Below are 19,486 nucleotides of genomic sequence, written 5' to 3'. Positions count from 1 at the left end.
CTCGGCCCGATCACTTTCAACTGGACCGGGCCGGTCTGTGCCTCTACGACATTGAAATCGGCGCCAATGCGCCAGCGGGAGCCCGCTTGAACGAGCGATGGAAGACTGTCATCCTGGTCCTTGCGTTCGCGCTAGCTGCCGCCGGCTGCGCCGGCCCCAACACCCATGACCTGTTGAACGAGACGACGGTTTCGGTGCCTGCCTCCGACATCGCGGCCACCCACGAAATCTTCGTCGCCACCACCCGCAAGCAGGCGACCAAGGACCCACGCCAGGTGTTCGATGGCGATCGCTCGCTGACCACCAGCTACGCCCGCGTCGACGTCACCGTGCCGAAGGTCCACCAGGTCGGCGCCATCGAGCGCGCCAAGGGCTCGGCCAATTCGAACCCGGCCAAGCAATTCACCGCCACCGACGTCGTCCACTATGGCGACGCCTCGCAATTCGCCAAGGCCGTCGGCGCCAACATCACCATGAATGGCGACCGCGCGCTGGTCTTCGTCCACGGCTTCAACAACGGCTTCGACGATGGGGTCTACCGGCTGACGCAGATCGCCCACGACACCGAATATCCGGGTACGCCGATCTTGTTTTCGTGGGCTTCGAGCGGCAAGACCACGGGCTATATCTACGACAAGGACAGCGCCAACGCCGCGCGCGACGACCTCGAGGCGACGCTCAGGATGCTCGCCAAGACAAAGGTCAAGAGCATCGACATCATCGCGCATTCGATGGGAACCTGGGTGACGATGGAAGCGCTGCGCCAGCTCGCCATCACCGGCGACCGCGATCTCGACGGCAAGCTCGGCCGTGTCGTCCTGGCATCGCCCGATATCGATGTCGACGTCTTCAAGAAGCAGATGATCCGCTACGGCAAGCCCGACAGGCCGTTCGTCATCCTGCTTTCCGCCGACGACCGTGCTCTGAGACTGTCCAGCCTGCTATCCGGCGACAAGCCGCGCGTCGGCGACTACGGCAACGCCGCCGACATTGCCAGTTACGGCGTCGTTGTGGCCGACCTCAGCCAGATCAAGGGCGGCGACCGCCTGAACCACGCCAAATTCGCCGACAACCCGTTCCTGGTGCAATTGCTCGGCAACCGTCTGCGCGCTCCAGCCGGCCTGGCATCGGACGAACCCACGCAGGGCCAGATCGACAATCTCGGCCGAGGCCTCGGCAAGGCAGTCGGATCCGTCGCCGAGATCATTATCACCACGCCATTCAAGGTGCTGACCATCGCCACCGGCGGATGAGAGCCAAGCAGCGGGCTGATCTCAGATAAAAAGATCGACCTTCTGGAACGTCGTCACGTCGATCAGGCCGACATCGGAAATCCTGAGCTCCGGAATGACGACCAGCGCCAGCAGCGAGTGCTGCATGTAGGCGTTGTTGAGCGAGCAGCCCATCTTGCGCATCGCCTCGGTCAGTTTCTCCGCCTTGGCCGCCACGATTTCCGCCCGCTCGTCCGACATCAGCCCGGCGATCGGCATTTCGACCAGCGCAAGCTCCTTGCCCTTCGAAAACAGCACCACGCCCCCGCCGACCTCGCCCAGCCGGTTGACGGCCAGCGCCATGTCTTCCTTGTTGGTGCCGACGCAGATGATGTGGTGGGCATCATGTGCGACGCTCGACGCCATGGCGCAGTCGCCCATATAGCCGAAGCCTGAGACGAAGGCATTGGTGACGCCGCCGGTGCCGCGGTGGCGCTCGACCAGCGCGATCTGGCAGATGTCGTTGCGGCGATCCATGGCGACCAGCCCGTCCTCGACCGGCAGGTCGGCCTCCAGCGCCCTTGTCGGCGCCTGGTTTTCGATCACGCCGATGACCCGCACCCGCACCTCGTTGGCGCCCTTGGGCGCCGCAATGTCGAAGTCGCCTGGCTTCAGCTTCTTGCCGAGCTTGACGGTGTTCTTCGCCGATTTGGGGTAATCATAGGCCGGAATGTCGATCTCGAGCTTGCCGCCCTTGGCCAGCCTGATACCGCGGCCATAGACCTCGTCGATGGTCATGGCGGCAAGATCGGAGACGATCAGCAGATCGGCCAGCCGTCCCGGCGCGATCGAGCCCAGTTCGCGCTCCAGCTTGAAATGCTGGGCGGTATTCAGCGTCGCCATCTGGATCGCCGTCACCGGCTTCAATCCCTGCTGGATGGCGTGGCGCACCACCCGGTCCATATGGCCTTCATGCACCAGCGTGCCGGAATGGCTGTCGTCGGTGCACAGGATCAAGTTGCGCGGGTCGAGACCGCTCTCGGTCACCGCCTTGATCTGCGAGGCAACATCGTACCAGGCCGAGCCCAGCCGCAGCATTGCCTTCATACCCTGGCGCACACGGGCGATTGCGTCCTCGGCGCGTGTGCCTTCATGGTCGTCCTCCGGCCCGCCGGCGACATAGCCATGGAACGGCAGGCCGAGATCGCGCGACGCATAGTGGCCGCCGACCGTCTTGCCCGCTCGCACCGTGGCGGCTATCGAGCCCGACATCACCGGATCGTTGGCCACGACACCGGGAAAATTCATCACTTCGCCGAGCCCGACGATGTTTTCCCAGGTCATCGCTTCCGCGACATCGGCGACCGTCAGTTCGGCCCCGGCATGCTCCAGCCCCGGCGCGGACGGCACGCAGGACGGCATCTGGACATGGACGTTGATCGGCATGGCGACGGCCTCGTCATGCATCAGCCGCACGCCGGGCAGACCCAGCACATTGGCGATCTCGTGCGGATCGATGAACATCGAGGTGGTGCCGTGCGGGATGACGGCGCGGCAGAACTCGGTCACCGTCACCATGCCGCTCTCGACATGCATGTGCGCGTCGCACAGGCCGGGCACCAGATAGCGGCCGCCGGCATCGACCACCTTGGTGCCCTGGCCGATGGCATGGCTGGCATTCGGCCCGCAATAGGCGAAGCGGCCGCCGGCAACGGCGATGTCGGTGCCGGCTATGATTTCGCCGGAGTGCACGTTCACCCAGCGGCCGTTTCGGATGACGAGGTCGGCCGGCTTGCGCCCCGTTGCGACGTCGACCAGATGCTTCGCCATCTCGGTCCAGGGCTTGGGTTTCGTCGCCGACGGCTGCTTGGCCATGAAAGACTCCTGTTTGCCCGACTGTGCCAAGCCGGCAAGGTTTTGGCCAGCGATCACGGACGAAATCCGTCGATGAGAATTCGCCCGGGGCGGATGCGCCGCACCTGCTCACCCCGAGGGCAGGCATCAGCGGTGCGGTCATTCAGTTTGGCTTGTGCCGCCACTTATGCTACCATTCTGGCTATGGTGCTGATTTGCGCCGACGACCCGCCGCGAGGCGGGTTTTTGTTGTGATGAGCCCGAAACCTCCTGAGGTGAAGTCATGATCCGGTTCCTGAAAGCACTCGCCTTCGTCACCCTGTTCCTGATCTCGGCCGGCTTTGTATCCGCCGAGGAACGTTGGCAGACCTTGCCGGAGCCGGCGGCGATGCCCAAACCGGATCAGAGCGGGTATGCGCCGGTCAACGGCATCCAGATGTACTATGCCGTTTTCGGCGCCGGTGATCCGATTCTCCTGATCCATGGCGGCCTTGGCCATGGCGACATCTGGGCAAGCCAGGTGGCGACGATGTCCAAGACGCACAAGGTGATCATTGCCGACAGCCGCGGCCATGGCCGTTCTACCCGCACCGAGCAAGCTTACGGCTATGACCTCATGGCGTCGGACTATCTTGCGCTGCTCGACTATCTCAAGATCGACAAGACCGCTCTTGTCGGCTGGAGCGACGGGGGCATTATCGGCATCGACATCGCGCTGCATCATCCGGAGCGGCTGACACGGCTCTTTGCGCAGGCCGCCAACGTCACCACCGATGGCGTCGATCCGGGTGTGCTGACCAACAAGACCTTTGCCGCCTATATCGACCGCTCGGGCCGCGACTACAAGAAACTGTCGAAGACTCCCGACCAGTACGATGCCTTCGTGGCGCAGATCAGCCACATGTGGGAGTCGGAGCCGGCCTGGACCAAGGAACAGCTCGGCAAGATAACCACGCCGACCGCGATCGTTGCCGGCGACCATGACGAGGCGATCAAGCGCGAACACACCGAATACATGGCCTCCGTCATTCCGGGCGCCAAGCTCATCATCCTGCCCAACGCCAGTCATTTCGCCATGCTGCAGGCGCCGGACGAATATAGTCAGGCGGCGCTGGACTTCATCGACGCCAAATAGCGCCCCCAGCTGAGCACCCAGCGCAGCAACGGGTACATTCCGATTGTTGAACAATGGGTTCCGTTTTGCGGCGAATAGGATTACCTTCCGGCAAGGCGCCTTCTGAACCGCCTTTTCGGAGAACTCGATGCGCTGTCTGACGATTGCCAGTGCCGGATTTCTGATCGCTCTGGCCGCGCCGGCATTCGCCGCCGACCCGATGGCGGTGCCGATGACCGAACCAGGCTTCGACTGGACCGGCTACTATGCCGGCCTGCAGGCCGGCTACGGCTGGGGCCAGTCCGACATATCAGTGACGGAAGGCGCGCCGTTTTCCATCTCGCCCGATATTGACGGCGGTTTCGTCGGGGGCCATGTCGCCGGCCTGTGGCAGTTCGACCAGGCAGTGCTCGGCGCCGAGGCGGAGCTCAATTATTCCGCCGTCGACGGTACGGCCGTGTCAGGCCTTGGAAGCACATTCCGCACGGACATCAAGTGGTTCGGATCTGTCGACGCCAAAGCGGGCTTCGCCATGGACCGCGTGCTGGTCTACGGCGTCGGCGGCGTCGCCTTTGCCGGCATCGAAACTTCGCAAGTCGCGGGCGCGTCGTTCGCCGGCACACGCACGAATGTCGGCTGGACGTTGGGCGCCGGCGTCGACTATGCGCTGACCGACAAATTCATCGTCGGCGCGCAATATCGCTATTATGATTTCGGCTCCGAGCACTATGACGTGGCGGAACCCTTCAACGATCGCGATCAGGATGTGATGCTGAACGCGGTTAGTATTAATCTCAGCTACAAATTCTGAGCCTTCTCGGCGACTGAGATTTTCGCCACAACCAATTGTTTTGAAATCGCGAACCACCTTTCATGAGTCCGACACTCGGCAAAAGATGGCTTGACGGGTTTTCGCTGGCGTCTGAAAAGGGCTGGCCTGCGGACGTGGCGGAATTGGTAGACGCAAGGGACTTAAAATCCCTCGATCTCTGATCGTACGGGTTCGATTCCCGTCGTCCGCACCAATTGAAATGCTTAGGATTCGTTCTGTAAGAACTCACTGGCTACCATAGAAAAGGCTGACGCGGGTAGCCGTAGAGCCGGGATACAAAGCCGGGAACTGCCATGCTGGAGTTTTGGTGTTCGGTATTGGCTGCCGTAAGAACAGTGACGGGGCTGACGGCGCAACTGCGCTTGAGCCAAATCCCGAACCTGTAGCCTTTTCGGTCGTAAGCTCGGCAGTTGGGGATCTAATGCAGCCGAAAAACGACGGTATCCGTGTCGCTGGATTTGCATCGAATGCCGACCAAAACGCCGAGTTCATAGTCATCGACGTGCCACGGTCGGAACGTCGACCACATCGCAGCGATCAAAAGCAATATTACAAGCGTGCTGGTAGCTCTTCATACCTATGGAGCATGTCGACATCGAGGATGCCTTCCGAAGTACCGGAACTTACAATGAAGGCCGACATGAGAAATACCCGTCGTCCCGCCTTGACGGTCATTATGAGATCAGGATGTGGCCGCAGAACGGGAGCCGGCTGGGGCCGCAGCGGCCTCAACCCGGTGGGCATGCCCCGTCGCGATTTTAAGAAGAGTTGCAGCCGTTTCCTGTGGCGTCCAACCTTGCGCTTCTGACGCAGTCACCAAGGCCGCAAACGCGGCTTCTAATGCGACTTCACAGTTCACCTCACGGTCTGGGCTATCCTCTGGCAATATCGGGGGTTCGACGGATTGGGACATCGTGACTTCTTTCAAAGGGGAAAAACCCGCCGCCCCAGCCTTTTGCCACTCAAACATTTCAGCAAAGGATCATTCCAGCTATCAGCAGCGTGATTAGAACTGACAACGGCACGGCCAGAAGACCGACCAACTCAACATTTCTTGTGTTTTGTCGCTTGTCCATCTTCGTCGCCCGCATGTCGTTGGCTTTGGCATCTTGCCGTCAACGTGCAGCTGTTGGAACCAACCACAAGTGCCGCTGATCGGAGATTCAGTCGGTGCTGCATATTAGCAACACATTGTGGAACGATCGGGCGGCATCAGCCAATTGCTTTTGAATGCCCTTGCACTTGCTTCGTACGATTCCGTACAGTTTCCCCCATTGGGGGAGGCGGCCGATGGACCATGACGAGGAAGGCTACAGCATTGACGCCTTCGATTTCGATGTGGTGTGCGAGACCTTCAGGAGATCCGTTCGGGAGCTGAACCTGGCTGAAGAGCATTGGGTAGACCACGCGAAGGCGCTCCTACGGGAATTCACCGACAGCGCAGCCCTAGTTGGTTAGAATCGTACCCCGGTCCTGCCACGGAAACCTTTTCCAAGGTTTGCCGCGTCATAGAGGCATCACAGAAGCTCTCGGAACAGATTGCCCAGCGCGGAGGCCTATTAACGAAAAAGCTCGCCACCTTGAGGCAACGGGCATCGCCAATGCCCTCAGACAGCCCTGCCTGGACGTGTGGCGTCCTGTCCGGCCCTCGCCATTGATTTCGTCGGCAAGCTTGTCTTTGGCCTCGTCATAGGTCTTGAAGTTGGCATCGGGATCGCAATCGCCGGCTGCCAAGGATGCCGGGCCGCTGGCCGACCTATCAGTCAGGCGTCCGAAGCCAGAGCGTTATAAAGCAGCAAACACGCCAGGATAGAAACGGCGCTGCCTAGCAGCTGGTCTGCCGTCAGGCCGGAAAAATAGACAAGATGAAACGTCACCATCGCTCTACCAATCACGGTTCGGAACACTGCCGAATTAACCGTTAGCCGACGCTAATGTTCCGCTCTGGACTCACTACCGCTTTGGAAGAATCCTGCCGCAGCGATCAGCGCCCCGCCCGACCTTGATCTCAACGTCGGTGCCACAAGGCTTTCCTTCGTTCGCATGGTTCGCAGAGATTAGCATGATCGCATACTCTCATCATCCGGCGTCGTCTCCCTCACAAAGCAGCGCCGGTAAGGCTCGGCGCCCTTCTTGTTTGTCCCGTGTGCCAAAGGAGGTCGCCGGGCCTGCCGTTGCTCATCTTTGCTGGTGGTTGCTCCTGATGGCTGCGCTTGACGCCGTCGCCCTACTGCTACCTGCGGGGTAAGGCCGGCGAGCCCTCTTGTCAGGCAGTCCGGCGTGTAGGATTATAGTCCTCGTTGCGGCGACCCCTCAATGGAGAGCGCCAATGGCCAGAACCAAACCTTCGGAACAACTTTCCCGGGCTGAAATCGAGCGCTTCCTGGCGGCAGCCGAAGCGCTGCACAAGAGCATCGTCGGGCCGCTCCTGGCGTACCACGGCGAGCACTACCAAGCTCTACGTAAGGTCCATGGACCCCTGTTGAAGTCGATCGAGACCATCACCGGCCAGAGGGCGAAGTTCATCCAGTGGAACGGGACAGGACCGGCACAGCCCCGGGACAAGCCTCCGGGCTAAGTCTCCTCCCGGAAATCCAGCAGCTTGGCATGGCGAAGCTTCTCCTCGCCCTTCAGGAACCGCACGCGGCCGACCAGGCCCGGCTTTAGCCATTCGGCCTTGTCACTCTTGAGCCCTTTCGGCGCCGGCCCGCCCATCTTGCCTTGCACGCGGTCCCATAGGCGCTGGCGCTTGTCCGCCTTGAAGGTGACGAAGGCGCCGCCGGCATAGTGGCCTTTGTCGGCCATCAGCACCATGGCAGGCTTGCCGGCCTCGCGCTGCACGCCGATGATGTCCATCTCCTTTTCGGCATAGCACTTGATCTTGCGCCAGTTCGTCGTTGGACCCGACCGATACTTGCTGCCCTTCCGCTTTGAAACGATACCTTCAAGCCCAGCCTGGTCGACCAGATGAAAGACGGCGTCGCCAGCGCCCGGCATCGCTTCGCTGAACTGGATTCGGCCGCCGTGCGGGATCAACGCCCGGAGGATCTCGCGACGGTCTTCCACCGGCGTGTTCCGCAAGTCATGCCCGTTCAGGTGCAAGAGGTCGAATGCTAGCAGATACAGATCGCGCGACGGCTTGCGGCTGGTCGCGGCTGATTGATGCGCATGGAAGTCGGATAGGCCAGCCTCATTGATCGTAATGGTCTCGCCGTCGATGATGAAGTCTTTCGCCTCGATCGCTTCCGCCTCACCGGCAAGTTGGATGTAGCGGCCCGTCCAATCATAACCGTTCTTGGTGATCAGCCGAATCCCGTCATCATCCTTGATGACCTGGGTGCGGTAGCCATCGAATTTGATCTCATGAATCCAATCATCGCCCATCGGCGGCGTGTCGACCAGTTCGGGTTCCATGGGCTTGATGAATTTCAGACGCATGCACTGACTCGCAGACTGCGACTTCAATTAGCTAGCGCTAAATTAGTTCCGGAACATTTTAGACGAATTGGATGTTTGAAGGGCTATGAAGATCGAAGCCGACCAATGCCGGGCAGCGCTGACGCTCATCCGGCGCACAATGGAAGAGCACTGTCCTCCTGGCGTGCTGCCGAGCGAAGAGATGGTCAATGGGCTCTATGGTCCGGAACTGATGCATGAGGCGGAAGCCATTGCCGCCGGCATCGTCGCAACCATTGACCAGCTGCAATTGCCCGTGATGAAACCGCCGTCCCCTAGTATCAAATAGAGACCGACACAGGGAAGGTCGCTTGGCCGCGCGATCGTGGGCTCGCAACGACCGGCGAGGCGATGCCGGCCCCACCAAGGGTTACAGCCCCTCGACCAGCAGCGAAGGCGGCTCGCGGCAGTGCAACGCCCGAAGTTTCGAGGCGACAATGTCCACCGAGCGTAGCCAGCGCGCGTTGTGCTGCACAAGGACTGAGGCAGCGGCACGGCCGCCCGGGCTACTCCAAAGGCGGCTCTTCGCTCTGTGGAGCCAAAACGGTGATATCCATCCTGGCGATTGTCGATGCGGCGCGCCCCTGGGCGCCAGAATCCGTGTCGCCACTTTCTGCCGCCATTGCCTTGGCGCGATGTCCTACGGTGTCTGCGCTTTTGCCTGGCGCAAATCCTTCGCTTTGCCTGGCGCAAATCCTTCGCCCGGTTCTGTCTTTGCGGGTTTCGGTCGAGTTTCAGCTGCCTGCCGATGTTGGTTTCCAATCGCCGAGACCATTGATACCTCCCCTTGATGAGGCCGCGACTGTACCTGTCAAGGCTGTAGCGAGGCTGATCACTTAAGTGGTCGGGTTGCACCCGCTCGTCGTGGCTCTCCGATCACTGGGCTCTCGATGCCTTGGCGCTCGCGGACGTCTGGTCGGGTGGGAAGTTCAAACTCAGCCGCCCTTTGCGGCACCGGCTTCGCCCGACAACTAGGAACGATTTCGGCCGCCATGTGTTACGCAATCATGAATCTCGCGGATCCCGGATCAACAATGGCAACCGATCTTTTCACGATGCAACTCGCTGATGCTCAGCAGCGCATCAAACAGACCGAGTTCGCGCTGGTACTCAGCGAGAAAATGGTGGCTGAGAACCTCGCTTTATCCAGCAGGATACGATCGGCGAGGCGGCGTGTCCTGAAGGCCTGAAGGCCGGAAGGCCTCTGGCGACAGTCGACTCAACAAGCTGAAAGAGTTCTTCAAATGATCTCGACCCAGTCCGGACGTGGGAGAGCTTGCCGGTAACCTTAGCGGTAATCGGCCGAGTCGCAGCAGGAAGCGCGCTGAAAACTTGCTCGATGAAGACTGCGGCGTCGCTATGAATCTCGCCTTGTGTTGCCGAATCCGATCTGCGCAAAGGCGCGTGGTCGAGACCAGGCAGCGGCTCACGAAGATTGATCCCAGCAGGGCAAATTGACCGCTACGGCTCAGTTGAGGCAGCACTTCGAAATCACGGCTATTGACCTGCTGAGCTATCAGTTTCCCTCGATCTCTAATCGTATGGGTTCTCCGCACCACCCTTCGCTCTTCGAGCTTCGGGTGGCACGCCACCCAAGGCAGCCATCTCAAACGTCGAGATAGCCGGCGGCGACGAGCATCGCCTTGTATCGTTGGGCAAATCGGCTGGGCAAACGACTGAGGTAACCTGACGCGCCAATATCCCAATGCGCGCCCAGTTCGCGGTCGAAGGCAGCCGGGTCGAATTGCAGCAAGCCGCTGCGTGGGTAGACCGTGAATTCTCCGAAGATCGGCTCCCCCTCCTCCTCGTAGAAATCGACACGCACCATGTCGAACTCGCTGCCGAGCGCCTCGGCTGCCTCGATCATCCGCGCCAGGCTCTTGGGAGGGGGAATTTCCAGGCTCGAGTCGATCGCGCCCTGGACGATGTTCAGCGGGCGCCAATCGCGATCCAGGTGGCCGGTATTCTTGACCGTGGAACGGAAGGCGACGACGACAATGTAGGCGACGTGGCCAGCCAGCACACAGAATTTGTAGTCGACCGGGTCATAATCCTGGTCCTTGCCGACAAGCGCTTCGACGAAAACCCGCCGCTCTATGTGCGCATAGCTGCGCTCCAGCTTGCGGGCGCCATAGGTTTGGCCAAGGTATTCCGTCATCTCGGCAATGATCGCCTCCCGGTCGGCGTTGGCCGGATCACGAACGATGACATTCATGGCGCAACCGTGGTTGCATTTGACGGCGTAGGGGATTTTCAGGTCATCGAAAGGGATCTGGCGCGGATCGTCGCCCTGCCACAGCACCTCCGGGATGGCGAGCCCGGGAAGCCGCTCCCTGACGATTTCCTTGGACTTGAGCTTGTCGAGAAGGCCGGTAAAGCGAGGATCGTCATCGAAAATCTTGCGCCAGTGGATCTTTTCCGTGAACGTCACCGGGGCTGCAAAATTCGGCAGATGCCGCATCCGCTCAAGGAAACGCTGGGTCAACCGGCGGTAGCGGACAAGCAGCGCGGCGTTCAGCAACAGGAGAGATGCCCGCGCGCTGTTTCGCTTCAGCCATGCCTTTGCGCCACGCGCCATTCCGGTGTCCTTGCAACCTGCGCAACTTCATCCGCGAAGTGGACGTGCCACCCTGCCCGCAGCAGTGAGGCACGTCGAGCTTCGCCGAGCTAGCCCTTCATCGGGTACAGTTTCAAATGCTGGATCAGGATGATCGTCTTGGCGTCGATGATGCGGCCGTCTGAAATGCCGGCCAGCGCTTCATCAAGAGGCATTTCCAGAACCTCGATGTCCTCGCCCTCGTCGGCCGCGCCGCCGCCGGCCGAGATGCGGTCGGCGGGTGAATAGCGCGCCACAAAGAACCACAGCCGTTCGGTGACGCTGCCTGGGCTCATATAGGGGGAAAACAGCCGCTCGATGTTCTGTAAGCGATAGCCGAGCTCTTCCTCGGCCTCCTTGAGGATGGCGGTTTCGGGATCGTTTTTGTCGAGCAGGCCGGCGCAGGCCTCGATCAGCGGTTCGCGGTGGCCGGTGACGTAGGCGGGGTAGCGGAACTGCCGCACCAGAAGCACCGTCTGACGCTCGGGATCGAAAGGCAGGATCACCGCGCCGTCGCCACGATCGTAGGTCTGGCGAATCTGCGTCTCCCACTGCCCGTCTCGCCGACGGTAATCGAGGACGGTCTTCTTCAGAACCGCCCAGTCGTCGGACAGGACTTCCTCCGAGCGGATGCGGATACGATCTTCCATGATGAGCTCCAAGCTGTCGGCGCCATGGCGTAACCGCGAACGGTTTTGCGCGCAACCGAAACGGCGAAGCTTTCACCGCCTCGTGTCTGGTGCCGGCAACTGCCATCGCCTAAATAGCTGCAGTCCCTCTCCGGAGTTTTTTGATGACCGCAGCGCTTTTCCAGCCGATCGCCCTCGACGGCCTGACCTTTCCGAACCGTATCGCGGTGGCGCCGATGTGCCAGTATTCCGCCGAAGATGGCTCGGCCAGCGACTGGCATCTCTATCACTGGATGAACTTGGCGATGTCGGGCGCCGGCATGGTCACCGTCGAGATGACCGACGTCGAACGGCGCGGCCGCATCACCCATGGCTGCCTCGGCCTCTATTCCGACGACAACGAGGCGGCCGCCCGGCGCACGCTGGATGCAGCGAGGCGCGTCGCCGCGCCGGAAACGAAATTCGGCATTCAGCTTGCCCATGCCGGCCGCAAGGCCTCCAACCGAAAGCCCTGGGAAGGCGGCGGCCCATTGCAGCCGGGCGAGGATCCCTGGCAGACCGTCTCGGCCTCGGCCATCGCCTATGACACCGGCTGGAATGTGCCGCATGCGCTGGAGGAGGATGAAATCCTGCAGCTTGTCGAGCGCTTCACTCAAGCCGCGAGGCGGGCCGAGCGCGCCGGCTTCGACTTCCTCGAGTTGCACGCCGCGCACGGCTATCTGATCTTTCAGTTCCTGTCGCCGCTTTCCAACCAGCGCACCGACCGCTGGGGCGGCTCGCTGCAAAACCGCATGCGTTTCCTCATCGAGATCGCCAAATCGGTGAGGAAGGCGGTTCCAAACCTGATGCTTGGCGCCCGCCTGTCGGTAAAGGACTGGGTCGATGGCGGTTTCGAGGTCGCGGACGCGATCGAGGTGGCCAAAGCCTTGAAGGCGCTTGATGTTGCCTATCTCTGCTGTTCGAGCGGCGGCAATTCGCCGTTGCAGAAGCTGCCGACCGGCCCCGGCTATCAGGTGCATCTGGCCGAAGCGGTGCGCAAGGGCGCCGGCATCCCGACACGGGCTGTCGGCCTGATCGACGATCCCGCGCAGGCAGAGGCGATCGTCGCCGACGGCCGCGCCGACATGGTCGCGCTGGCCCGCGCCTTCCTCGCCGATCCGCGCTGGGGCTGGCGCGCCGCAGCCACCTTCAGCGAAAAAATCCATCCCGCGCCACAGCTCGCCCGCTCGGTGACCACGATGCAGCACTGGACGAAGGGCTGAACAGGCAGTGCCGACGGTGGTCGCGCTGTCGTTCGCCGCGTCGTCTCCGGTCGGCGCGCAATATTACGAAGGAACGGTGCACGGCCTGTCCAGGCACTACGATCTCGATACCGGCAGCGGGTTTCTCGCTGTGCGCGCACGGCCGAACTTGTCGTCGCGCATGATCGGGCAATTGTTCAATGGCGACCACACCGAGATTTTCGACCGCCGCGGCAACTGGTACCAGGTCGAAATCGGCGGACGGACCGGCTGGGCCAACGCCCGCTGGCTGCGCAACGACTGCGGTTACTGAGACCAACGATTGCGGTTGGTGAGACGTTTGGGCGCAGGCTGACGGCCACTTTTGCAACCATATTGGCTGCTTTGCGTTGCGGCCATCATGGATAACAAACCTTTTGAAACCCCGGTCGTGGTCGAACTCGGCCATGTCGGCAAATATCGCCAGATCCGCAGCACCCAGGAAGCGGCGGAGTGTCTGATGACGGTGTGGCCGCTCAATCGCGGCCCGCGCCATCGTGATGCTCTCGACACTTGCCTCAAAGTGCTGGAAGGTTATCGTTCGACGGCCGATGCACGCAGGGCCTTGATCGAAGCGGCCAAGGAATCGGAAGTGCTGGTTCCCGAAGACCGGCTGCCAGACGCCAAGTTGCATTGAAGCCCAAATTGCAATGAAAAACGGGCCGCATTGAGCGGACGGACGAACCGGAGGATTTCATGGCGAAGCTGACTTACAAGATCGTCGAGCATGACGGGGGCTGGGCCTACAAGGTCGGTTCGACATTCTCGGAGACATTCCCGACCCACCAGGATGCGCTGCGCGCCGCCGAGATCGCCTCGGCCGAACAGCAGATCGCCGGCGCCACGGACGGCATCCAGTATGAGGATGCCGAAGGCAAGTGGCACGACGAACTGGCCGACGGCCGCGACCGGCCGCAGACCGAAGTTTCCGACTGATCCTTGCCCCTCAGCTTTCGCTGCCGGCCGTGGATGCTCGCCTAAGCAATTCCCTTGGGATTGCGTCAAAACAAACAGGCGGGACATCCTGCCGGTCAGTCGAAGCCGCGGCTTGATCACTTGCCGCAATATTGATCGTTCACGTTGGGCCTCACATTTCCATAGGGTCCTGACGGGTCGGAGGCGCACGGCCCCGTAGCGCCGCCATAGCCTTGGCTGCCGTCGGCATTGATGCTGCCGGTGGTGCTCTGGTCGACGGTCGATGACTGGTCGTTCCCGAACGGCCACCAGCTGTGATGGTTGGAATACGTGCCGTCCGATGACTGCGCCATCGCCGATGTGGCAAGACCGATCGTCAGCACGGATGCTGCAAAGACTTTCCTGTACATTGAATTACTCCGTATCCGCCGCCTTGGGTGCGACACGGGGTAAACCGGATATCAGCCGAATGGTTCAGTGAAATTGTTGTGAGGCTGTGGTGAGGTCTTGGCCGGCGAATGCCCGCTCGGCAATGCGCTTGATGAAGGCGATGACGCGGTCCGGCTCGACGAATTGCGGCATGTGGCCGAGGCCTTCGACTGTCTCGAAATCCAGCCCTTCGATCCTGTCCTTCATCGGCTCCCCATGTGTGCGCATGGCGATGACGCGATCGGCTGTCCCGAAGAAAATGCCGGCCGGCATGGCGATCTCTCCATAGCGCTCTTCTATGCGGCCAAGATCCTGTTCGACCGCTACGAAATCGGTGGAGGTCGCATGGAAATGGCTTGGCCTCAGCCCGAGCCATCCGCCGCCATCGATCATGTAGTCGGCGGGAACGGCCTGCGGCGAGAAGATGAACTCCAGTGTGGGCCGCGCATATCCGAGGCTTGTCGGTATCGCGACGGTGTAGGCCATGATCCAGCGCCAAATCCTCGAACGGATATAGAGCAGTCCCGCTTTTTCGCGGACGCCGGCTTCCAGATGGGTCAGCGGCGCCAGCAAGGCGATGCCGGAAATCGCGCCGGGATGCTCCAAGGCCAGGGTCAGCGCGACGGCGCCCCCCAGCGAGTGCCCGACCACGAGCGGCCTTTCCAGCCCGAGTGTTTCGATGAAGCGCCTGATGATCTCGGCCTGTTCAGGCAGACGGCCGGTGGCTCCTCGCGCGCGAACAGAATAGCCCGATCCCGGCCGGTCGAGTGCAATGAGGCGGTAGCCAGGGCCAAAGCGCTCAAACAGCGTGTGGCGAAACTGGTGGAGCTGCGCGCCAAGTCCGTGCACGAACAGGATCGGCCGTCCCTCGCCCGTTTCGACATAATGGATGCGGCTGCCGTCGATCTCGACGAAGTTTCCGCTGGCCGGCACCAGCCTTTCGGCCTTGGCGGCAATCCAGAGCGTAGCGGCCACCAGGCAGGCCACGATGACGAGAGCCAGCACGGACAGGCCGGCGACAAGCCACAGCAGAATCGATACCAGCATGTTTCACCCGGGGAGCGGACCGGCGCGCACCATCACCCACTGACGAACGCTCGGCAAGGCAGATGGCGGCTTGTGTCGGCATTGCCGCCAGTTCGATGTCGCGCTATCTCAGGCGACCTTCTTTCTGCCTCAGGCGACCTTGTCTGCCAACGGGCCTGTTTGCCGGAGCCTTCCATGCCTGAAATCGTCACTGCCGCCATGCTTGTCATCGGCGACGAGATTCTGTCCGGCCGCACCAAGGATAAAAATATCGGCCACCTCGCCGACATCATGACGGCCATCGGCATCGACCTGAAGGAAGTGCGCATCGTTCCCGACGAGGAGGACGAGATTGTCGCTGCGGTGAATGCCGTACGCGCCCGCTACACCTATGTCTTTACCACCGGCGGCATCGGCCCGACGCATGACGACATCACCGCCGATTCCGTTTCCAAGGCTTTTGGGGTGCCGTGCGAATACGACGCCAAGGCCTATGCCATGCTGGGCGAGAGCTATGCCGCGCGCGGCATCGAATACACCGAGGCCCGCAAGCGCATGGCGCGCATGCCGCGCGGCGCCGACCATATCGACAATCCGGTCTCCGTCGCGCCCGGCTTTCGCATCGGCAACGTCCATGTCATGGCCGGCGTACCGGCGATTTTCCAGGCCATGCTCGACAATGTCGTGCCGACGCTGAAGGCCGGCACCAAGATGCTGTCGGCCACCGTCCATTGCCCGTTCGGCGAAGGCCTGATCGGTGGTCCCCTGGGCGATATCCAGAAGGCGCATCCCGACACCATCATCGGCTCGTATCCGAAATATGGCGACGGCAAGTTCTGGACGGAGCTGGTCGTCCGCGCCCGCAGCCAGGAGGCGCTGGATTCGGCACGCAAGGACGTCGAGGCGATGGTGGCCGGCTTCACCGCCGCCAATTGACCCTGGGTTCGCGGCCCATCGCCGGGCCGGAACCAAGCACCGCACTCCCACGTTTTCCCTCGGGCGCAGCACGCGCCGGCAGATTTGAGGGATTTCGCATGCGCTTCAAGACCATCGTCGCCATATTGCAGAACGAACAGGACGCCGAACGCGTGCTCGACTGCGCCATCCCGCTTGCCGACCGGTTCGAGAGCCATCTCATCGGCATCCATGCCGAAGCGCTGCCCGTTCCCTACACCTCGGCAACCGGCTTCCCCGACACTGAGTTCCTGCAGGTCTCCGCCGACATGAACCGCGAGCGCGCCGAGAAATTGCAGGCGCTTTTCGTTGGGCGGATCGAGAATTCCGGCCTTTCCTTCGAATGGCGCAGCCTCGAGAGCTTTTCCGGCGACAGCGCGCTGACGGGTATTTCCAGCGTGCGCGCCGCCGATCTGATTATTGCCGCGCAGCGCGAGACCGGGGGCGACACGAGCGCCGATGTCGACACGCTGGTTTACGATGCCGGCCGGCCAGTGCTGGTGGTGCCGCATGAGGGGCCGTTGGTCACCACATTCAAACATGTGCTGCTGGCCTGGAACGGCAGCAAGGAGGCGGCGCGTGCCGCCTTCGACGCGCTGCCCTTCATCATCGAGGCCGAAAAGACCGACATTCTGGTCATCGATCCGCCGGATACGCTGGATGACAACCCGGAAGCCGCCGGCGCCGAGATCGCCGCGGCACTCTCCAGGCATGGCGCAACGGTCAGCGTGTCGGTGCAGAAATCGGGTAATGCTTCGGTCGATGACGTCATCCAGACCCGGATCGCCGAGACCGGAGCCGACCTTCTGGTGCTCGGCGCCTACAGCCATTCCTGGCTGCGTCAGCTTTTGTTCGGCGGCGTCACGCGCACCGTGTTGCGCAGCGTGCCGGTTGCGGCCTTTTTGTCGCGGTAACTCCACAGCTGGCCCCGCCCTTGCCAATGCCCTGACTTTCCAGTTAATTCCGCGCGCATTCCACAATGTTGCGCGCGGAGTGCAGAATGTCCCTTCCCGAAAAAGCCTTTCCGGTCTCCTGGGACCAGTTCCACCGCGATGCCCGGGCGCTCGCCTGGCGGCTTGCCGGCGCCAACAAGGGTCAGTGGAAGGCCATCGTCTGCATCACCCGTGGGGGCCTGGTTCCCGCTGCCATCATCTCACGCGAACTCGGCATACGCGTCATCGAGACGGTCTGCGTCGCCTCCTATCACGACTACACCAGCCAGGGGCAATTGCAGGTGCTGAAGGAGATCACGCCGGCGCTGCTCGCCGATGATGGCGCGGGCGTGTTGATCATCGACGACCTCACAGACACCGGCAAGACGGCAGGCATCGTGCGCGCCATGATGCCCAAGGCGCATTTCGCCACCGTCTACGCCAAGCCGAAAGGCCGGCCGCTGGTCGACACCTTCATCACCGAAGTCAGCCAGGACACCTGGATCTACTTTCCCTGGGACATGGGTTTCACCTACCAGAAGCCGATCGCCGACGATCACGCCGGCTGATTCGCGCCAGCCCCATTTCTGCCCAGACGGCCAAACCCGCCCCGTCTGCTATGAAAACAGACACTGGAAGGCACATTATTCTGTCGAATCGACGCCTGTTGGCGGATTGGACGGTTGGTGTGATGTTTTTTACTTTTAAGACTTACACTTGTCGGTAAGATTCATACGGCGGCTAACGATTCTGAGGGCTGGGGTAGCTTTCACTGATGCTGACGACACCGGCGACACACGACCATCTGGCTGAAAGGGTCCGCAAGCTCTTCGGCACTTCGCCTTGTCGCCTGCAGGTTGCCGCTTTGCCATGGCGCAATAACGAAGACGGCGTCGAGATCATGCTGATCACCAGCCGAGACACCGGGCGTTGGGTGCTGCCGAAGGGCTGGCCCGAGGCCAGGGAGCCGCTCTGCGAGGCAGCGGCGCGCGAGGCGGGCGAGGAAGCCGGATTGCGTGGCAAGATTTCGCTTTTCGAGGCCGGTCGTTACTTCTACGCCAAGGCCCTCGCGTCCGGCGAGGAAGTCCCTTGCGAAGTGCTGGTGTTTCCGCTGCAGGTCGAGCACGTTGCCGACCGCTGGAAGGAAAAGCGCGCGCGCACCCGCAAATGGGTCAATGGGGCCGAGGCCGTACGCATGGTCAACGAGCCGGACCTCTGCCAGATCATCGCCCATTTCTGCGCCGATCCCGACAAGTTCGTCGTTAGAGCCTAGCTCACAGCCACCGCTGCATAGTCCTGCGCGCCCGCACCGGTTCTTGCCCCGATTCCGGGCTCGGTGCTTCGCTCCGCGCGCCAGCAATCCGACACTATAAATCCCTCCCCTTCAGGCCAAGCTTAGCCACAGCTTGACATGCAGGCATTTACCTGCATATTGTGTCTTCAAGATGAGTGAGACCGATGGACGCCGACAAGGTTTTCAAAGCGCTGGGCGACCCGACCCGCAGAATGCTGCTCGATCTTCTGTGTGAGAAGAACGGCCAGACGCTCGGCGAGCTTTGCGAAAATCTCGACATGGCGAGGCAATCCGCCACGCAGCACATCGATCTGCTGGAAGCGGCCAATCTGATCAGCACGGTCAAGCGTGGCCGCGAGAAGCTGCATTTCATCAACCCCGTGCCGCTGCACGAAGTCTACGAGCGGTGGGTGCGAAAATTCGAACGGCAGCGGCTGAGCCTGCTGCACGACCTGAAACAAGAACTCGAAGGAGACGACCAATGACCCGGGAAACCACCAGTTTTGTCTACGTGACCTACATCAGATCGACGCCACAAAAGGTGTTCGAAGCCATCACCAGGCCCGATATCGCCAAGCGCTACTGGGGCCACGAAAACGTCTCCGACTGGAAGCCCGGCTCGAAATGGGAACACATCCGCGCCAATGACGAACGGACCGTCGAACTCGTTGGCAAGGTCGTCGAAATCTCGCCGCCAACCCGGCTGGTCATGAGCTGGGCCAACGCCTCGCAGGCCGACGATCCGACCAAGCACAGCCAGGTGACGTTCGCCATCGAGGAATACGACACCATGGTCAAGCTGACCGTCAGCCATGACGAGCTCGAAGCCGGCAGCGGCATGGCCAAGGGCATCAGCCAGGGTTGGCCGGCCGTGCTGTCCAGCATGAAATCCTTCCTCGAAACCGGCACGGGCATCGACCTGTTCGCCAAGCCGAAATCGGCCTGAAGCAACCGCGGAGAACGA

23 protein-coding genes and 1 tRNA gene are annotated in these 19,486 nt (G+C 61.6%); 18 read left to right on the top strand and 6 right to left on the bottom strand.

Annotated features, from left to right (window positions below):
• Positions 1-86: 86 nt before the first annotated feature.
• Complete coding sequence (locus tag NLY43_RS32110; RefSeq protein WP_023710594.1) at positions 87-1,253, top strand: alpha/beta hydrolase; 1,167 nt, start codon at positions 87-89, stop codon at positions 1,251-1,253.
• A 21-nt stretch (positions 1,254-1,274) separates the two neighbouring features.
• On the opposite strand, the gene ade is transcribed toward NLY43_RS32110, so the two are convergent.
• The gene (gene ade, locus NLY43_RS32105) at positions 1,275-3,086 is read right to left on the bottom strand and encodes an adenine deaminase (RefSeq protein WP_023710595.1); all 1,812 of its coding nucleotides are present in this window, start codon (positions 3,084-3,086) and stop codon (positions 1,275-1,277) included.
• Positions 3,087-3,348: 262 nt separating this feature from the next.
• Between ade and NLY43_RS32100 the strand changes: the two genes are divergently transcribed.
• The 5 genes from NLY43_RS32100 (at position 3,349) to NLY43_RS32080 (ending at position 7,589) form a co-directional block, all read left to right on the top strand.
• Complete coding sequence (locus NLY43_RS32100) at positions 3,349-4,200, top strand: alpha/beta fold hydrolase (protein WP_023695399.1); 852 nt, start codon at positions 3,349-3,351, stop codon at positions 4,198-4,200.
• Positions 4,201-4,327: 127 nt separating this feature from the next.
• A complete protein-coding gene (locus tag NLY43_RS32095) occupies positions 4,328-4,990 on the top strand; it encodes an outer membrane protein (RefSeq protein ID WP_023710596.1) in 663 nt (220 codons plus the stop codon).
• Positions 4,991-5,118: 128 nt separating this feature from the next.
• Positions 5,119-5,204, top strand: a tRNA-Leu gene (locus NLY43_RS32090).
• A 1,097-nt stretch (positions 5,205-6,301) separates the two neighbouring features.
• On the top strand, positions 6,302-6,469 hold the full coding sequence (locus NLY43_RS32085; protein WP_023710598.1) for a hypothetical protein: 168 nt from the start codon (positions 6,302-6,304) through the stop codon (positions 6,467-6,469).
• Positions 6,470-7,340: 871 nt separating this feature from the next.
• The gene (locus NLY43_RS32080) at positions 7,341-7,589 is read left to right on the top strand and encodes a hypothetical protein (protein ID WP_023695401.1); all 249 of its coding nucleotides are present in this window, start codon (positions 7,341-7,343) and stop codon (positions 7,587-7,589) included.
• Here NLY43_RS32080 and NLY43_RS32075 read toward each other — a convergent pair.
• A complete protein-coding gene (locus NLY43_RS32075) occupies positions 7,586-8,449 on the bottom strand; it encodes an ATP-dependent DNA ligase (protein ID WP_023710599.1) in 864 nt (287 codons plus the stop codon). The two genes, NLY43_RS32080 and NLY43_RS32075, sit on opposite strands and share 4 nt — an antisense overlap.
• Before the next feature lie 85 nt (positions 8,450-8,534).
• On the opposite strand from NLY43_RS32075, the gene NLY43_RS32070 reads away from it, so the two are divergent.
• Together NLY43_RS32070 and NLY43_RS32065 are read left to right on the top strand one after the other, a co-directional pair.
• Positions 8,535-8,756: a hypothetical protein gene (locus tag NLY43_RS32070; protein ID WP_023710600.1), complete on the top strand. Its 222-nt coding sequence runs from the start codon at positions 8,535-8,537 to the stop codon at positions 8,754-8,756.
• 745 nt (positions 8,757-9,501) lie between these two features.
• Positions 9,502-9,657, top strand: coding sequence for a hypothetical protein (locus tag NLY43_RS32065; protein WP_156935492.1), 156 nt, complete (start codon positions 9,502-9,504; stop codon positions 9,655-9,657).
• Between the two features lie 416 nt (positions 9,658-10,073).
• Here NLY43_RS32065 and NLY43_RS32060 read toward each other — a convergent pair whose 3' ends face one another.
• Both NLY43_RS32060 and NLY43_RS32055 read right to left on the bottom strand, forming a co-directional pair.
• Positions 10,074-11,045, bottom strand: coding sequence for an ATP-grasp fold amidoligase family protein (locus NLY43_RS32060; RefSeq protein WP_023710602.1), 972 nt, complete (start codon positions 11,043-11,045; stop codon positions 10,074-10,076).
• Positions 11,046-11,134: 89 nt separating this feature from the next.
• On the bottom strand, positions 11,135-11,713 hold the full coding sequence (locus tag NLY43_RS32055) for an NUDIX domain-containing protein (RefSeq protein ID WP_023667531.1): 579 nt from the start codon (positions 11,711-11,713) through the stop codon (positions 11,135-11,137).
• Between the two features lie 143 nt (positions 11,714-11,856).
• Here NLY43_RS32055 and NLY43_RS32050 point away from each other — a divergent pair, with 143 nt between their 5' ends.
• From NLY43_RS32050 to NLY43_RS32035, 4 genes are all read left to right on the top strand, one after another.
• A complete protein-coding gene (locus NLY43_RS32050; protein ID WP_023710603.1) occupies positions 11,857-12,954 on the top strand; it encodes an NADH:flavin oxidoreductase/NADH oxidase in 1,098 nt (365 codons plus the stop codon).
• Positions 12,955-12,961: 7 nt separating this feature from the next.
• Positions 12,962-13,246, top strand: coding sequence for an SH3 domain-containing protein (locus NLY43_RS32045; RefSeq protein ID WP_023710604.1), 285 nt, complete (start codon positions 12,962-12,964; stop codon positions 13,244-13,246).
• Between the two features lie 84 nt (positions 13,247-13,330).
• Positions 13,331-13,609, top strand: a complete 279-nt coding sequence (locus tag NLY43_RS32040; protein WP_032891817.1) for a DUF982 domain-containing protein — start codon at positions 13,331-13,333, stop codon at positions 13,607-13,609.
• Between the two features lie 59 nt (positions 13,610-13,668).
• Complete coding sequence (locus NLY43_RS32035) at positions 13,669-13,908, top strand: DUF2188 domain-containing protein (RefSeq protein ID WP_023667535.1); 240 nt, start codon at positions 13,669-13,671, stop codon at positions 13,906-13,908.
• A 116-nt stretch (positions 13,909-14,024) separates the two neighbouring features.
• Here the strand turns inward: NLY43_RS32035 and NLY43_RS32030 are convergent, their stop codons facing one another.
• Together NLY43_RS32030 and NLY43_RS32025 are read right to left on the bottom strand one after the other, a co-directional pair.
• Positions 14,025-14,297 (bottom strand): hypothetical protein, encoded by a 273-nt coding sequence (locus tag NLY43_RS32030; RefSeq protein WP_023710605.1) that lies wholly within the window; start codon positions 14,295-14,297, stop codon positions 14,025-14,027.
• 64 nt (positions 14,298-14,361) lie between these two features.
• Positions 14,362-15,363 carry an alpha/beta fold hydrolase gene (locus NLY43_RS32025; protein ID WP_023710606.1) on the bottom strand — a complete coding sequence of 334 codons (1,002 nt, stop codon included), beginning with the start codon at positions 15,361-15,363 and terminating at the stop codon, positions 14,362-14,364.
• Between the two features lie 174 nt (positions 15,364-15,537).
• On the opposite strand from NLY43_RS32025, the gene NLY43_RS32020 reads away from it, so the two are divergent.
• From NLY43_RS32020 to NLY43_RS31995, 6 genes are all read left to right on the top strand, one after another.
• On the top strand, positions 15,538-16,278 hold the full coding sequence (locus NLY43_RS32020; protein ID WP_023681539.1) for a competence/damage-inducible protein A: 741 nt from the start codon (positions 15,538-15,540) through the stop codon (positions 16,276-16,278).
• Positions 16,279-16,376: 98 nt separating this feature from the next.
• Entirely contained in the window at positions 16,377-17,210 is an 834-nt protein-coding gene (locus tag NLY43_RS32015; protein ID WP_023681540.1) for a universal stress protein, read from the top strand.
• Positions 17,211-17,296: 86 nt separating this feature from the next.
• A complete protein-coding gene (gene gpt, locus NLY43_RS32010; protein ID WP_023667540.1) occupies positions 17,297-17,797 on the top strand; it encodes a xanthine phosphoribosyltransferase in 501 nt (166 codons plus the stop codon).
• A 206-nt stretch (positions 17,798-18,003) separates the two neighbouring features.
• Complete coding sequence (locus NLY43_RS32005) at positions 18,004-18,501, top strand: NUDIX hydrolase (RefSeq protein WP_023667541.1); 498 nt, start codon at positions 18,004-18,006, stop codon at positions 18,499-18,501.
• Between the two features lie 185 nt (positions 18,502-18,686).
• Positions 18,687-19,007, top strand: coding sequence for an ArsR/SmtB family transcription factor (locus tag NLY43_RS32000; RefSeq protein WP_023681541.1), 321 nt, complete (start codon positions 18,687-18,689; stop codon positions 19,005-19,007).
• Positions 19,004-19,468, top strand: a complete 465-nt coding sequence (locus NLY43_RS31995; RefSeq protein WP_023688339.1) for an SRPBCC family protein — start codon at positions 19,004-19,006, stop codon at positions 19,466-19,468. Before NLY43_RS32000 ends, NLY43_RS31995 begins: the two co-directional genes overlap by 4 nt.
• Positions 19,469-19,486 lie beyond the last annotated feature (18 nt).

The sequence above is a fragment of the Mesorhizobium sp. C416B genome (assembly GCF_030323165.1).
Classification (GTDB): Bacteria; Pseudomonadota; Alphaproteobacteria; order Rhizobiales; family Rhizobiaceae; genus Mesorhizobium.
Note: the sequence above shows the minus strand (reverse complement) of the source record. Positions and strands in the feature narration are given on the sequence as shown.

Bases quoted from the DNA above. Each gene is read 5' to 3' on its own strand.
- NLY43_RS32050 (WP_023710603.1), top strand. From the start codon at position 11,857: ATGACCGCAGCGCTTTTCCAGCCGATCGCCCTCGACGGCCTGACCTTT.
- ade (WP_023710595.1), bottom strand. From the start codon at position 3,086: ATGGCCAAGCAGCCGTCGGCGACGAAACCCAAGCCCTGGACCGAGATG.
- NLY43_RS32030 (WP_023710605.1), bottom strand. From the start codon at position 14,297: ATGTACAGGAAAGTCTTTGCAGCATCCGTGCTGACGATCGGTCTTGCC.
- NLY43_RS31995 (WP_023688339.1), top strand. From the start codon at position 19,004: ATGACCCGGGAAACCACCAGTTTTGTCTACGTGACCTACATCAGATCG.
- NLY43_RS32095 (WP_023710596.1), top strand. From the start codon at position 4,328: ATGCGCTGTCTGACGATTGCCAGTGCCGGATTTCTGATCGCTCTGGCC.
- NLY43_RS32085 (WP_023710598.1), top strand. From the start codon at position 6,302: ATGGACCATGACGAGGAAGGCTACAGCATTGACGCCTTCGATTTCGAT.
- NLY43_RS32060 (WP_023710602.1), bottom strand. From the start codon at position 11,045: ATGGCGCGTGGCGCAAAGGCATGGCTGAAGCGAAACAGCGCGCGGGCA.
- NLY43_RS32065 (WP_156935492.1), top strand. From the start codon at position 9,502: ATGGCAACCGATCTTTTCACGATGCAACTCGCTGATGCTCAGCAGCGC.
- NLY43_RS32075 (WP_023710599.1), bottom strand. From the start codon at position 8,449: ATGCGTCTGAAATTCATCAAGCCCATGGAACCCGAACTGGTCGACACG.
- NLY43_RS32070 (WP_023710600.1), top strand. From the start codon at position 8,535: ATGAAGATCGAAGCCGACCAATGCCGGGCAGCGCTGACGCTCATCCGG.
- NLY43_RS32100 (WP_023695399.1), top strand. From the start codon at position 3,349: ATGATCCGGTTCCTGAAAGCACTCGCCTTCGTCACCCTGTTCCTGATC.
- NLY43_RS32020 (WP_023681539.1), top strand. From the start codon at position 15,538: ATGCCTGAAATCGTCACTGCCGCCATGCTTGTCATCGGCGACGAGATT.
- gpt (WP_023667540.1), top strand. From the start codon at position 17,297: ATGTCCCTTCCCGAAAAAGCCTTTCCGGTCTCCTGGGACCAGTTCCAC.
- NLY43_RS32055 (WP_023667531.1), bottom strand. From the start codon at position 11,713: ATGGAAGATCGTATCCGCATCCGCTCGGAGGAAGTCCTGTCCGACGAC.
- NLY43_RS32005 (WP_023667541.1), top strand. From the start codon at position 18,004: ATGCTGACGACACCGGCGACACACGACCATCTGGCTGAAAGGGTCCGC.
- NLY43_RS32015 (WP_023681540.1), top strand. From the start codon at position 16,377: ATGCGCTTCAAGACCATCGTCGCCATATTGCAGAACGAACAGGACGCC.
- NLY43_RS32000 (WP_023681541.1), top strand. From the start codon at position 18,687: ATGGACGCCGACAAGGTTTTCAAAGCGCTGGGCGACCCGACCCGCAGA.
- NLY43_RS32035 (WP_023667535.1), top strand. From the start codon at position 13,669: ATGGCGAAGCTGACTTACAAGATCGTCGAGCATGACGGGGGCTGGGCC.
- NLY43_RS32080 (WP_023695401.1), top strand. From the start codon at position 7,341: ATGGCCAGAACCAAACCTTCGGAACAACTTTCCCGGGCTGAAATCGAG.
- NLY43_RS32025 (WP_023710606.1), bottom strand. From the start codon at position 15,363: ATGCTGGTATCGATTCTGCTGTGGCTTGTCGCCGGCCTGTCCGTGCTG.